This window comes from Enterobacter sp. FW301-JW81 (assembly GCF_058788735.1).
This window is the reverse complement of sequence record NZ_JBYTBA010000002.1, coordinates 513,204-526,639: the sequence shown is the minus strand read 5'-3', so window position 1 is coordinate 526,639 and position 13,436 is coordinate 513,204. Positions and strand designations below refer to the sequence as shown.

13 protein-coding genes are annotated in these 13,436 nt (G+C 51.5%); 8 read left to right on the top strand and 5 right to left on the bottom strand.

Features of this window, described 5'->3' with window-relative positions:
* Positions 1-2 precede the first annotated feature (2 nt).
* From hisD to hisIE, 7 genes are read left to right on the top strand one after another with little or no spacing between them, the layout of a single operon-like run.
* Positions 3-1,307: a histidinol dehydrogenase gene (gene hisD, locus AC3WOK_RS09340; RefSeq protein ID WP_492354393.1), complete on the top strand. Its 1,305-nt coding sequence runs from the start codon at positions 3-5 to the stop codon at positions 1,305-1,307.
* Positions 1,304-2,365 carry a histidinol-phosphate transaminase gene (gene hisC, locus AC3WOK_RS09335; RefSeq protein WP_492354392.1) on the top strand — a complete coding sequence of 354 codons (1,062 nt, stop codon included), beginning with the start codon at positions 1,304-1,306 and terminating at the stop codon, positions 2,363-2,365. The genes hisD and hisC overlap by 4 nt, the downstream gene beginning before the upstream one ends.
* Positions 2,362-3,429, top strand: a complete 1,068-nt coding sequence (hisB, locus tag AC3WOK_RS09330) for a bifunctional histidinol-phosphatase/imidazoleglycerol-phosphate dehydratase HisB (RefSeq protein ID WP_063432296.1) — start codon at positions 2,362-2,364, stop codon at positions 3,427-3,429. Before hisC ends, hisB begins: the two co-directional genes overlap by 4 nt.
* Positions 3,429-4,019, top strand: a complete 591-nt coding sequence (gene hisH, locus AC3WOK_RS09325; protein WP_059311171.1) for an imidazole glycerol phosphate synthase subunit HisH — start codon at positions 3,429-3,431, stop codon at positions 4,017-4,019. Before hisB ends, hisH begins: the two co-directional genes overlap by 1 nt.
* Positions 4,019-4,756 (top strand): 1-(5-phosphoribosyl)-5-[(5-phosphoribosylamino)methylideneamino]imidazole-4-carboxamide isomerase, encoded by a 738-nt coding sequence (gene hisA, locus AC3WOK_RS09320; protein WP_492354391.1) that lies wholly within the window; start codon positions 4,019-4,021, stop codon positions 4,754-4,756. The genes hisH and hisA overlap by 1 nt, the downstream gene beginning before the upstream one ends.
* Positions 4,738-5,514 carry an imidazole glycerol phosphate synthase subunit HisF gene (hisF, locus tag AC3WOK_RS09315; protein WP_106504324.1) on the top strand — a complete coding sequence of 259 codons (777 nt, stop codon included), beginning with the start codon at positions 4,738-4,740 and terminating at the stop codon, positions 5,512-5,514. The genes hisA and hisF overlap by 19 nt, the downstream gene beginning before the upstream one ends.
* A complete protein-coding gene (hisIE, locus tag AC3WOK_RS09310) occupies positions 5,508-6,119 on the top strand; it encodes a bifunctional phosphoribosyl-AMP cyclohydrolase/phosphoribosyl-ATP diphosphatase HisIE (RefSeq protein ID WP_492354390.1) in 612 nt (203 codons plus the stop codon). The genes hisF and hisIE overlap by 7 nt, the downstream gene beginning before the upstream one ends.
* 41 nt (positions 6,120-6,160) lie before the next feature.
* Here hisIE and wzzB read toward each other — a convergent pair whose 3' ends face one another.
* On the bottom strand, positions 6,161-7,141 hold the full coding sequence (gene wzzB, locus AC3WOK_RS09305; RefSeq protein WP_492354389.1) for an LPS O-antigen chain length determinant protein WzzB: 981 nt from the start codon (positions 7,139-7,141) through the stop codon (positions 6,161-6,163).
* Between the two features lie 193 nt (positions 7,142-7,334).
* Between wzzB and AC3WOK_RS09300 the strand changes: the two genes are divergently transcribed.
* Positions 7,335-8,339 (top strand): NAD-dependent epimerase, encoded by a 1,005-nt coding sequence (locus AC3WOK_RS09300; RefSeq protein WP_492354388.1) that lies wholly within the window; start codon positions 7,335-7,337, stop codon positions 8,337-8,339.
* Between the two features lie 52 nt (positions 8,340-8,391).
* Here the strand turns inward: AC3WOK_RS09300 and ugd are convergent, their stop codons facing one another.
* The 4 genes from ugd to AC3WOK_RS09280 form a co-directional block, all read right to left on the bottom strand.
* On the bottom strand, positions 8,392-9,558 hold the full coding sequence (gene ugd, locus AC3WOK_RS09295; RefSeq protein WP_492354387.1) for a UDP-glucose 6-dehydrogenase: 1,167 nt from the start codon (positions 9,556-9,558) through the stop codon (positions 8,392-8,394).
* A 226-nt stretch (positions 9,559-9,784) separates the two neighbouring features.
* Positions 9,785-11,191 carry an NADP-dependent phosphogluconate dehydrogenase gene (gene gnd / locus AC3WOK_RS09290; RefSeq protein WP_492354386.1) on the bottom strand — a complete coding sequence of 469 codons (1,407 nt, stop codon included), beginning with the start codon at positions 11,189-11,191 and terminating at the stop codon, positions 9,785-9,787.
* Positions 11,192-11,376: 185 nt separating this feature from the next.
* On the bottom strand, positions 11,377-12,489 hold the full coding sequence (locus AC3WOK_RS09285; protein ID WP_492354385.1) for a glycosyltransferase family 4 protein: 1,113 nt from the start codon (positions 12,487-12,489) through the stop codon (positions 11,377-11,379).
* A gap of 73 nt (positions 12,490-12,562) precedes the next feature.
* Positions 12,563-13,432 (bottom strand): rhamnosyltransferase, encoded by an 870-nt coding sequence (locus AC3WOK_RS09280; RefSeq protein ID WP_492354384.1) that lies wholly within the window; start codon positions 13,430-13,432, stop codon positions 12,563-12,565.
* Between the last annotated feature and the right edge of the window lie 4 nt (positions 13,433-13,436).

The following is a 13,436-nucleotide window of genomic DNA, read 5'->3' as shown; positions in this document are numbered from 1 at the left end:
CCATGGGTTTTAACACAATCATCGAGTGGAATACGCGTAGCGAAGCGCAACAGCGCGAGCTGCTGATGCGCCCGGCGATTTCGGCTTCCGAAAGCATTTCACGCACCGTGGCAGAGATCCTTGATAACGTCAAAGCCCGCGGCGATGACGCGCTGCGTGAGTACAGCGCAAAGTTTGATAAGACGGACGTCGGCGCATTGAGGGTAACCGAGCAGGAAATCATCGATGCCAGCAATCGTCTGGGTGACGACATCAAGCAGGCGATGGCCGTCGCGGTGAAAAACATTGATACCTTCCACACCGCACAAAAGCTGCAGACCGTGGATGTCGAGACCCTGCCCGGCGTGCGCTGTCAGCAGGTGACCCGTCCGGTTGCGTCCGTCGGCCTCTATATTCCCGGCGGCTCTGCCCCGCTTTTCTCCACCGTATTGATGCTGGCCACCCCGGCGCGCATCGCCGGCTGCCAGAAAGTGGTGCTTTGCTCACCGCCCCCGATTGCCGACGAGATTCTGTATGCGGCGAAGCTGTGCGGCGTGCAGGCGGTCTATAAAGTGGGCGGCGCGCAGGCAATTTCTGCCCTGGCGTTTGGCACCGAATCCATTCCAAAGGTCGACAAAATTTTTGGCCCGGGCAACGCCTTTGTGACCGAAGCCAAGCGCCAGGTCAGCCAGCGTCTGGACGGCGCGGCAATTGACATGCCTGCCGGTCCGTCTGAAGTACTGGTCATTGCCGACAGCGGCGCAACGCCGGATTTCGTGGCGTCCGACCTGCTTTCGCAGGCTGAACACGGCCCGGACTCGCAGGTGATACTGCTAACCCCGGATGCCGATATGGCCACGCGCGTCGGCGAAGCCGTCGAGCGCCAGCTTGCAGACCTGCCCCGCGCCGAAACGGCACGTCAGGCGTTGTCGGCCAGCCGCCTGATTGTGGCGCGCGATCTGGCGCAGTGCATTGCCATTTCCAACCAGTACGGCCCGGAGCACCTGATTATTCAGACCCGCAACGCGCGCGATCTGGTCGACAGCATCACCAGCGCGGGCTCGGTGTTCCTCGGCGACTGGTCACCGGAATCCGCGGGCGATTACGCCTCCGGCACCAACCACGTTCTGCCAACGTATGGCTACACCTCTACCTGTTCCAGCCTGGGGCTGGCGGATTTCCAGAAACGCATGACCGTGCAGGAACTCTCCCGTGAAGGGTTTGCCTCGCTGGCGTCCACCATTGAGACGCTGGCTGCCGCCGAGCGCCTGACCGCCCACAAAAATGCCGTTACGCTGCGCGTTGCAGCCCTTAAGGAGCAAGCATGAGCATTGAAGAGTTAGCCCGCGAAAATGTCCGTCGCCTGACGCCTTACCAGTCTGCACGTCGTCTGGGCGGTAACGGTGACGTCTGGCTGAACGCCAATGAATTCCCGACGGCGGTGCAGTTTGAGCTGTCGCAGCAAACGCTGAACCGCTATCCGGAGTGTCAGCCGAAAGCGGTTATCGAAAACTACGCGCAGTACGCGGGCGTGAAGCCAGAGCAGGTGCTGGTCAGCCGCGGCGCGGACGAAGGCATTGAGCTGCTGATCCGCGGCTTCTGCGAGCCGGGCAAAGACGCGGTGATGTACTGCCAGCCGACCTACGGCATGTACAGCGTCAGCGCAGAGACCTTCGGCGTGGCGTGCCGCAACGTGCAGGCGCTGGACAACTGGCAGCTGGATCTTCAGGAGATTGCCGACAATCTCGAAGGCGTAAAAGTGGTGTTTGTTTGCAGCCCGAACAATCCGACCGGGCAGATTATCAACCCGCAGGATATCCGCACCCTGCTTGAGATGACGCGCGGCAAAGCCCTGGTGGTAGCCGACGAAGCCTATATCGAGTTCTGCCCGCAGGCGACGCTGGCAGGCTGGCTGGAAGAGTATCCGCATCTTGTGGTGCTGCGCACGCTGTCGAAGGCTTTCGCCCTCGCGGGTCTGCGCTGCGGATTCACCCTGGCGAATAAAGAGGTCATCGACCTGCTGCTGAAAGTGATCGCCCCGTATCCGCTTTCCACGCCGGTTGCTGATATTGCAGCGCAGGCGCTAACCCCACAGGGGATCAACGCGATGCGCGAGCGCGTGGCGCAGATTCTTGAGGAGCGTCAGTATCTGGTGACCGCCCTGAAAGAGATTCCTTGCGTGGAGCAGGTGTTTGACTCCGAAACGAACTACATCCTGGCGCGCTTCACCGCTTCCAGTGCCGTATTTAAATCTTTGTGGGATCAGGGCATTATCTTACGAGACCAGAATAAACAACCCTCCCTGAGCGGCTGCCTGCGTATTACCGTAGGCACCCGTGCAGAGAGCCAGCGCGTGATTGACGCCCTGAAAGCGGAGAAAGTATGACCCAGAAGATCCTTTTCATCGATCGTGACGGCACCCTTATTTCGGAGCCACCAGCAGATTTTCAGGTCGATCGTTTCGACAAGCTGGCGTTTGAACCAGACGTCATTCCGGTGTTGCTCAAGCTGCAAAAGGCCGGCTTTAAGCTGGTGATGATTACCAATCAGGACGGTCTGGGCACCGACAGCTTCCCGCAGGCGGACTTTGACGGCCCGCATAATCTGATGATGCAGGTACTGACCTCTCAGGGTGTCGTATTCGACGAAGTGCTGATTTGCCCGCACATGCCGGCCGATGAGTGTGACTGCCGTAAGCCGAAGGTGAAGCTGGTAGAACGCTACCTGCCGGAAGATGCACTGGATAAAACCAACAGCTATGTCATCGGCGATCGCATCACTGATATTACGCTGGCGGAAAACATGGGCATCGCGGGGCTACGCTATGACCGCAACAGCCTTAACTGGGCGAAGATTGGCGAGCAGTTGACAAAACGTGACCGCTATTCCCACGTAGAGCGCAACACCAAAGAGACGCAGATAGACGTGAAGGTCTGGCTGGACCGTGAAGGCGGCAGCAAGATCCACACCGGCGTCGGTTTCTTCGACCATATGCTGGACCAGATTGCCACCCACGGCGGTTTCCGCATGGAGATTGCGGTAAAAGGCGACCTGTACATTGACGATCACCACACCGTGGAAGATACCGGTCTGGCGCTGGGTGAAGCGCTGAAGCTGGCGCTCGGCGATAAGCGCGGCATTAACCGTTTTGGCTTTGTCCTGCCGATGGATGAGTGCCTTGCGCGCTGCGCCATGGACATCTCCGGTCGTCCGCACCTGGAATATAAAGCCGATTTTACCTACCAGCGCGTTGGCGACCTGAGTACCGAAATGGTGGAGCACTTCTTCCGTTCACTGTCCTACACCATGGGCCTGACGCTACACCTGAAGACCAAGGGCAAGAACGACCACCACCGCGTGGAGAGTCTCTTCAAGGCCTTCGGCCGTACCCTTCGCCAGGCGATTCGCGTGGAAGGTGACGCCCTGCCTTCATCGAAAGGAGTGCTGTAATGAATGTGGTGATTCTGGATACCGGATGCGCCAACCTGAACTCCGTAAAGTCGGCCATCTCGCGCCACGGCTATGAGCCCGTGGTCAGCCGCGACCCGGACGTGGTGCTGCGCGCCGACAAGCTATTCCTGCCGGGCGTGGGCACCGCGCAGGCGGCAATGGATCAGATCCACGAGCGCGAGCTGGTTGAGCTTATCAAAGCCTGTACCCAGCCGGTGCTGGGCATTTGCCTGGGCATGCAGATCCTGGGCCGCCGGAGCGAAGAGAGTAACGGCGTCGACCTGCTGGGCATTATTGACGAAGACGTGCCGAAAATGGTCGACCACGGCCTGCCTCTGCCGCACATGGGCTGGAACCGCGTTTACGCCAAAGCGGGCGACCGCCTGTTTCGCGGCATTGAAGACGGCGCATATTTCTACTTCGTGCACAGCTACGCCATGCCGGTGAACGCAAATACGATCGCCCAGTGCAATTACGGCGAGGCGTTTACGGCGGCCGTGCAGAAAGACAACTTCTTCGGCGTGCAGTTTCACCCGGAGCGCTCTGGCGCCGCGGGCGCGCAGCTGCTGAAAAACTTCCTGGAGATGTGATGATTATTCCCGCTTTAGATTTAATTGACGGCACGGTTGTTCGTCTCCACCAGGGTGACTACGGGCAGCAGCGTGACTACGGGAACGACCCGCTGCCGCGCCTGCAGGAGTATGCCGCGCAGGGTGCTCAGGTCCTGCATCTCGTGGATTTGACCGGCGCGAAGGACCCGGCGAAACGCCAGATCCCACTGCTTAAATATCTGGTTGCCGGCGTTGACGTGCCCGTCCAGGTTGGTGGAGGCGTGCGTACTGAAGATGACGTGGCAGCGCTGCTGGACGCGGGCGTGGCGCGCGTGGTGGTCGGTTCAACCGCGGTGAAAGACCCTGAGACCGTCAAAGGCTGGTTCCGCCGCTTTGGCGCCGACGCGCTGGTGCTGGCGCTGGACGTTCGCATTGATGAACAGGGTAATAAACAGGTGGCAGTCAGCGGCTGGCAGGAAAACTCCGGCGTGACGCTGGAAGCGCTGGTCGAGATGTATCTGCCCGTCGGCCTGAAGCACGTGCTGTGCACGGATATCTCCCGCGACGGTACGCTGGCGGGCTCTAACGTTTCTCTATATGAAGAAGTCTGCGCCCGTTATCCGCAGGTGGCCTTCCAGTCTTCGGGTGGAATTGGCGATCTGAATGATATTGCCGCGCTGCGCGGAACGGGCGTGCAGGGTGTGATTGTGGGCCGGGCCCTGCTGGAAGGAAAATTTACTGTGACGGAGGCGATTCAATGCTGGCAAAACGGATAATCCCTTGTCTTGACGTACGCGATGGTCAGGTTGTGAAAGGCGTGCAGTTCCGCAACCACGAGATCATTGGCGACATCGTTCCGCTGGCAAAACGCTATGCCGAAGAAGGTGCAGACGAGCTGGTATTTTACGATATCACCGCATCCAGCGATGGCCGAGTGGTTGATAAAAGCTGGGTAGCGCGCGTGGCGGAAGTGATTGATATCCCCTTCTGCGTGGCGGGCGGGATCAAATCCGCTGACGATGCGGCCAAAATTCTCTCGTTTGGTGCCGACAAGATCTCCATCAACTCCCCTGCCCTAGCTGACCCGGAGCTCATTACCCGACTCGCCGATCGTTTTGGCGTACAGTGTATTGTCGTTGGGATCGACACCTGGTATGACGCCGCAACGGGCAAGTACCACGTCAACCAGTATACCGGCGATGAGAGCCGGACGCGTGTGACGCAGTGGGAAACGCTCGACTGGGTGCAGGAAGTGCAGAAGCGTGGCGCGGGCGAAATCGTGTTGAACATGATGAACCAGGACGGCGTGCGTAACGGTTACGATCTCGAACAGCTTAAAAAAGTCCGTGCGGTCTGCCACGTACCGCTGATCGCCTCCGGCGGCGCGGGCACCATGGAACATTTCCTGGAAGCCTTCCGCGACGCGAACGTTGACGGCGCGCTGGCCGCGTCCGTGTTCCACAAACAGATTATTAATATTGGTGAGTTAAAAACGTACCTGGCCGACCAGGGCGTGGAGATCAGGGTATGTTAACAAAGCAACAACAGGCGCAGCTGGACTGGGAAAAAACTGACGGATTACTGCCGGTGGTTGTGCAGCATGCGGTTTCAGGCGAAGTGCTGATGCTGGGGTATATGAACCAGGACGCACTGGCAAAAACGCTCGACAGCGGTAAAGTGACGTTTTTCTCGCGCACCAAACAACGCCTGTGGACCAAAGGCGAAACCTCGGGCCATTTCCTGAATGTAGTAAGCATTACGCCCGACTGCGATAACGATACCCTACTAGTGCTGGCAAACCCCATCGGACCAACCTGCCACAAGGGCACCAGCAGTTGCTTTGGAGAGGCGAGCCACCAGTGGTTATTCCTGTACCAACTGGAACAGTTGCTGGCAGAGCGTAAAACGGCGGATCCTTCCAGCTCGTATACGGCGAAGCTGTATGCAAGCGGCACCAAGCGTATTGCGCAGAAGGTGGGTGAGGAAGGCGTTGAAACCGCGCTGGCCGCTACGGTGCATGACCGAGAGGAGCTGACGAATGAAGCGTCGGATTTGATGTACCACCTGCTGGTGCTGCTACAGGATCAGGAGCTGGATTTGACGGCGGTGATAGAGAATCTTAGGAAGCGGCATAAATAAAAAAACCGGGGAATTTCCCCGGTTTTTTTATCTGAGGTGAATCAGGCTGTTGGCTTGTAGTTGCGCAGCGCGTTGCGACCCAGTACCACACCAGAACCAACCATTCCGCCCAGCAGCACGGAAAGAATCAGAATAATCACTTTTTTCGGGCTATCGCGGCGAATGGGCAGATCCGGTTTCATGACGTAACGATAGACGTGAATAGTATCCGGGTTTACATTCAGGTTTTGGATATCCAGCAAGTTTTGCCTAGTCTGATAGTATGCTGCAGAAAAGACGAGTGGACGAGATGCTTCGTTTTCAATCATAGACTTCAGCCCCACGCTACCCAGCAGGAACATTGTTTCCTGCGTCACATCCTGGGTTTGCTGAATCTGCGGGGAGGTAATTTTCGCTGCTTCAGCATTCTTGAGCGCCTCAGCAATCTGTTTGATACGCAGATCTTTCTGCTCCTGAGCAACCTTCTCCTGGTTTTGCAGGGAATCGTTCAGGGTCTTGATCTGTTCTTTAATGTTGTCCTTAAGATCAACGGTAAGTTCTTTAGCCGTTTGCTCATCGACCTGCTGGATGTATTGCGCCAGTTGCTTTTGAGCAGCCTCTGCAGATGTACTGGTATAGGAAACGCTTAATGGTAAAGCTTCCCCCTTTACCGCAGGCTCAATCGTCAGTTTTTCAGGTTCTTCCTGATTTTCAAGTGCCTGTGCCAATGCAGAGAAGGATGAATTGAAACGGCCTATAGCGCGAGTTTGAACATCAAGCATCGATGGCGCAGCGCTACCATATAGGATATTCAAAGCGTTAGAATAGGTCGCAATTTGAGCTACATCAGGTTGCGCAATAATCGCACTTGAGGTCCATTTCTCTTTCGCTACTAACAGATATCCCATAGCAAGGGCAATAAAAACAACAACAAAGGTTGCTATCATCCACTTCCCACGCCACAGTTGCAGCACTAAATCAAGTAAATCAATTTGCTCAGGATCATTGCTTCGGTTGACCTGGCTATTGTTGTTTTGTGTCATACATTCCCTAACGAATGAAAACGGGCAAACATAGTTATGTTTGTATAGTTTATCTATTGCTGCCAATTTTTCTATAAGAATCCGATGAGTTATATCGGAAAGATGGGTTATGTAACTTGCTCCCTTCGCGCTATCATAGCAACCATGCGATGCGCTACGGCATCAGTAAGAAGATAGGTTTATGAGGGAAGAGATGAAATTTCTGGTAACGGGTGCAGCAGGTTTTATCGGTGCAAATGTCAGTAAACGCCTCCTTGAGGCTGGTCATCAGGTTGTCGGTATTGATAATCTGAATGACTACTACGATGTCAATCTGAAGCTGGCGCGGCTGGAACTGCTAAACTCCGAGAGCTTCACCTTCCACAAGCTGGAGTTAGCCGACCGCGAAGGTATGGCAGCGCTTTTCGCGCGCGAGAAGTTCGATCGCGTGATTCATCTGGCCGCACAGGCGGGCGTACGCTACTCTCTGGACAACCCTCACGTATACGCGGAAGCTAATCTTATTGGCCATCTCAACGTGCTGGAAGGCTGCCGGCATAACCACGTTCAGCATTTACTTTATGCGTCTTCCAGCTCCATATATGGCCTCAACCGCAAGATGCCATTCTCCACCGAAGACTCCGTGGACCACCCTGTCTCGCTGTACGCTGCGACCAAAAAAGCCAATGAGCTGATGTCGCATACCTATTCGCATCTTTACAATCTGCCAACCACCGGACTGCGTTTCTTCACCGTGTACGGCCCATGGGGGCGCCCGGACATGGCGCTATTCAAGTTTACGAAGGCGATGATTGAAGGCAAAAGCATCGATGTCTATAACTACGGTAAAATGAAGCGCGACTTCACTTACATCGATGATATTGCAGAAGCAATTTTTCGCCTGCAGGATGTCATTCCCCACCCTGACTCAAACTGGACCGTTGAGACCGGGTCACCTGCAAGCAGCTCAGCGCCTTACCGGGTTTACAACATCGGTAACAGTTCACCGGTAGAACTGATGGATTACATAACCGCGCTGGAAGATGCTCTGGGTAAAAAAGCCGAGAAAAATATGCTGCCTCTTCAGCCAGGCGATGTTCTGGAAACCAGCGCCGATACCCAGCCACTTTATGATGCGATTGGATTTAAACCGCAAACCTCGGTTAAGGATGGGGTGAAAAACTTCGTCGACTGGTACCGCGATTTCTATAAGGTCTGAAAATAAAAAACCCGGCAAATCAGCCGGGTTTTTTACAGGATAAAGCCGAGAATCAGTCGCTACCAAACAGATCGCGGGTATATACTTTATCCGCCACGTCAGCCAACTCTTCTGCCATGCGGTTTGAGATAATGACATCTGCTTCCTTCTTGAAAGCATCCAGATCGCGGATCACGCGGGAGTTGAAGAACTGATCTTCCTGCATGGCCGGTTCATAAATAACAACCTCAACCCCTTTCGCCTTGATGCGCTTCATGATCCCTTGAATTGAAGAGGCTCGGAAGTTATCGGAACCGCTCTTCATGATCAGACGGTATACGCCGACGACTTTCGGTTGACGCGCGAGGATAGAATCAGAAATGAAGTCTTTACGCGTACGGTTAGCATCAACAATCGCTGAAATCAGGTTATTTGGCACCGCCTGATAGTTCGCCAGGAGCTGCTTTGTGTCTTTAGGCAGGCAATAGCCGCCGTAGCCAAATGAAGGATTGTTGTAGTGGTTACCAATGCGAGGATCGAGGCACACGCCCTCAATAATCTGACGGGTGTTCAGCCCAAGACTCTCTGCATAGCTGTCGAGCTCATTGAAATAAGCCACACGCATTGCCAGATAGGTATTTGCAAAGAGCTTAATCGCCTCGGCTTCAGTGGAATCGGTAAACAGCACCTGAATATCTTTCTTCAGGGCCCCTTCCTGAAGCAGCGTGGCAAAGCGCTCGGCACGCTCAGAGCGTTCACCAATGACGATGCGCGAAGGATGGAGGTTATCGAAAAGCGCTCTCCCCTCGCGCAGGAATTCCGGCGAGAAGAAGATGTTATCAATCCCAAACTTCTCTTTGATGGATTTAGTGAAACCCACAGGAATCGTTGACTTAATGACCATCACCGCATGAGGATTGATCGCGATAACGTCTTTGATCACCGCTTCGACGGACGAGGTGTTGAAGTAGTTGGTTTTGGGGTCGTAGTCAGTAGGCGTCGCAATGATGACGTAATCCGCATCGCGGTATGCATCTTCTTTGTCAGTCGTGGCGCGGAAGTTCAGCGGCTTATTGCTGAGATAGTCCTGGATTTCTTTGTCGACAATCGGCGATTTTTTCTGATTAAGCATGTCCACTTTGGCCTGCACGATATCCAATGCAACCACTTCGTGGTTTTGAGCAATCAGAATGCCGTTAGAGAGACCGACATACCCTGTTCCGGAAATTGTTATTTTCATTCGCTAATGACTTCTGTGAGTTAACTGTACTGATGGCCACCTGACCATCACGATAAACATAACTGTTGGGCTTTGTACCTCCTGGCAAACAGAACTGTCAAGGCAAACCAGGAGTAATCACTTCGAGTGGGATGAGATTCAGACTACTTCGAATATAAGGCAGCTGTTTTTGCATAAAAAAACCCGGAGACGAGCTCCGGGTTGCGATAACAGCGAGTGCGTTAACTCATTCCATCCATTCGGTATGGAATACGCCTTCTCTATCGGTGCGCTTGTAAGTATGCGCGCCGAAGTAGTCACGCTGGGCCTGAATCAGGTTAGCAGGCAGAACGGCAGCACGGTAGCTGTCGTAGTAGGCTACTGCAGCAGAGAAAGTTGGAACCGGAATACCGTTCTGAACAGCATAGGCAACTACATCACGCAGCGCCTGCTGGTATTCGTCCGCAATCTTCTTGAAGTACGGTGCCAGCAGCAGGTTAGCGATACCGGCGTTTTCAGCATAGGCATCGGTGATTTTCTGCAGGAACTGCGCACGGATGATGCAGCCGGCGCGGAAGATCTTCGCGATTTCACCGTAGTTCAGATCCCAGTTGTTCTCGTCTGACGCCGCACGCAGCTGAGAGAAGCCCTGCGCGTAAGAAACGATTTTACCCAGGTACAGCGCACGGCGCACTTTCTCAACGAATTCGGCTTTATCACCTGCTGGTTTGGCCTGTGGGCCAGACAGCACTTTAGACGCCGCTACGCGCTGCTCTTTCAGGGAAGAGATGTAACGCGCGAAAACAGACTCAGTGATCAGAGACAGCGGTTCGCCCAGATCAAGCGAGCTCTGGCTAGTCCATTTACCGGTACCTTTGTTCGCGGCTTCATCCAGAATCACATCAACCAGGTATTTACCCTCTTCATCTTTCTTAGTGAAGATATCTTTGGTGATGTCGATCAGGTAGCTGTTCAGCTCGCCTTTGTTCCACTCGGTGAAAGTTTCCGCCAGTTCTTCATTGGAAAGATTCAGGCCGCCTTTCAGCAGGGAATAAGCTTCAGCAATCAGCTGCATATCGCCGTATTCGATGCCGTTGTGAACCATCTTCACATAATGACCTGCACCGTCTGCACCGATATAGGTCACGCAAGGCTCACCATCTTCAGCTACGGCTGCGATTTTAGTCAGGATAGGCGCAACCAGTTCGTACGCATCTTTCTGGCCGCCAGGCATGATAGATGGGCCTTTCAGAGCGCCCTCTTCACCACCGGATACACCGGTACCGATGAAGTTGAAACCTTCGGCAGACAGTTCACGGTTACGACGGATGGTGTCCTGGAAGAAGGTATTGCCGCCATCAATGATGATGTCGCCTTTTTCGAGGTAAGGTTTCAGGGAGTCAATCGCTGCATCGGTACCTGCGCCCGCTTTCACCATTAACAGGATACGACGAGGTGTTTCCAGAGACTCAACGAATTCTTTAACCGTATAGAAAGGAACCAGTTTCTTGCCTGGATTCTCGGCAATCACTTCTTCGGTTTTATCACGGGAGCGGTTGAAAACGGAGACGGTATAACCACGGCTTTCGATGTTGAGCGCCAGGTTGCGCCCCATCACTGCCATACCGACAACGCCGATCTGTTGCTTGGACATTACATACTCCTGTCAGGTGTGGTCACTGTCGGGTACCCCCGACAGATATAATTTGCAAGAATCTTAACTCATAAATCAGGGTCAGAGGTAGGCATTTGTGGCCTTGATCATCAAAGACCACACAAAACAGGATGTATTTAATCCCTGTAAAACATGCAGATATAATTTATTTATAAAAATTTTAATTATTTATTATGTTTCTTATTAATTGCTTTTTGATAAAGCTCAACAGTTTTAGTATACATTGCATTAAATGAGAAGTTATCAAGGAAAAAATCATTTCCTGACTTGCCTAATGCAACACGTAAAGATCGATCGTTAATTAAGTCAACTAGCCTATTTTTAATGGCATCAACATCTGCTCGAGGGACAAGATATCCTGTTTTACCATCAATGACAGATTCAGAAACGCCCCCAACATCTGAAGCTAAAACAGGTAAGCCTTCACGCATAGCCTCAAGAATACTGATAGGGAAACCTTCCCAGTTAGAAACCAAGAGGAAAATATCACTGTCTGCCAATAAGTAATCGACATCTAAACGTTCGCCTGTGAAGACGACATTATCACTTATTCCAAGATCCTGTGAAAGCTGCTTCATCTCATCTAATCTTGGTCCTTTACCTACCAGCGTCAATGCCCAGTTTCTTGTCTCTAATAAACTCAGAGCCTTCAATAAGCTTTCATGATCTTTTTGTTCTGAGAAGCGAGCCACTGAAATTAACTTTACTACTGCATTATTATGATAAACATGTGGAGTAGCTTTTTTTAATGGAACACCATTATGGATTACTGTTTGCTGACTGGCTGAAGCGACGTTATGTTCGATCGCAAGTTGTTTATCTTGAGCAGACACCGTAATTATTTCATCTGTGATCTTGCTGAATAACCGTTCAATAATAATATACAAACGACGCTTTTTATCATTGACACCATTCGCAAAGGACCAACCATGTACGGTGAAAACAACAGGAATATTCAGAAAAAGAGCAGCTAATCGACCTACAATTCCGGCTTTAGAAGAATGAAGTGCAATGACATCCGGTGAAAATTCTTTTATAATTTTGCGGGTGATTAGAGCGCATTTAATATCCTTACAAGGCGAAATCTCCCTGACAAGTTCAGGTATAATGTGAACTTTCACATTCATCGCGCGAAGCTCATCAACCAGAGCGCCTTGTTCACCAACGATTAACTCTACCTGATGGTTATCATTTACCAACGCCGATGTCATATCACGCAAATGAGTCTGAGCCCCACCGATTTCATTCGCGCGTGTTATTATGTAAAGAATTTTCATATTTTTGGAACAATCCAATAATTATATCGCTACTAACGCCCATCAATTTGCAACGAGACAGCTACACCATGTACTAATTTCTTTTGAATGGTCCAAATCTACCTGAAACCCCATCAGAAATCCCGTAAAATATCATCATTAGCGTTTTCTTTTTTTCTTTATTCAGTATCAAAGATATTGCTGCACGAGCAAAATTCAGGAAAACCTCTCGAATTTTATAACCTACAGGAATATAAGATTTTCTGATCATAAAGAAACTATTCCTTACGAGAAAATAACGTCGCATCGGGCTGTGAATAGATATTTTACGCCCTAATAGATTCAGCCTTGAATCACCAATCGTATGTGCCATAGAAGCTTGATTAGTCATTGCCACGCGGTATCCAACTTTTTTAGCGCGCAGAGCCCATTCTACATCAATATAGTCAACGAATAATGCCTCTTCCATTTTTCCAACTTTCTTATAAACTTCAGAAGAAAAGAAAGAGCCAGATGCAATAACATAAGTTACATCCGTTATTTCCTGAATAGGTGTTCGTTTGATAAATGGGCCAATATAATTAGTGCCCCAATAAAATTCGTTTGTGTGCGGATCATAAAAAGATGGACCTAGGATACCAACATTATATTGAGTATACACTTTACTCATGGCACTAATAAAATTAGCACCTAGCACACTGTCTTGATCAAGCAGTAATAAATAATTGGCACCGCGAGATATAGTATTTTCAATGCCAATATTTTGTGCATGCGAAAGCCCCATATTTATGGGCAAACTAATCAAAACAAAATTAAATCTGTTGGCTAATTCTTTTACATCATTATAATTTTGAGACCCGTTATCCACAATAACAGCATCATCTATTTGGTTTTGCAAAGACAGAAACTGTTTTTCCAAACAAAGAATATCAGGATTGAATGTTACAGTTACAGAACTAATCACGATC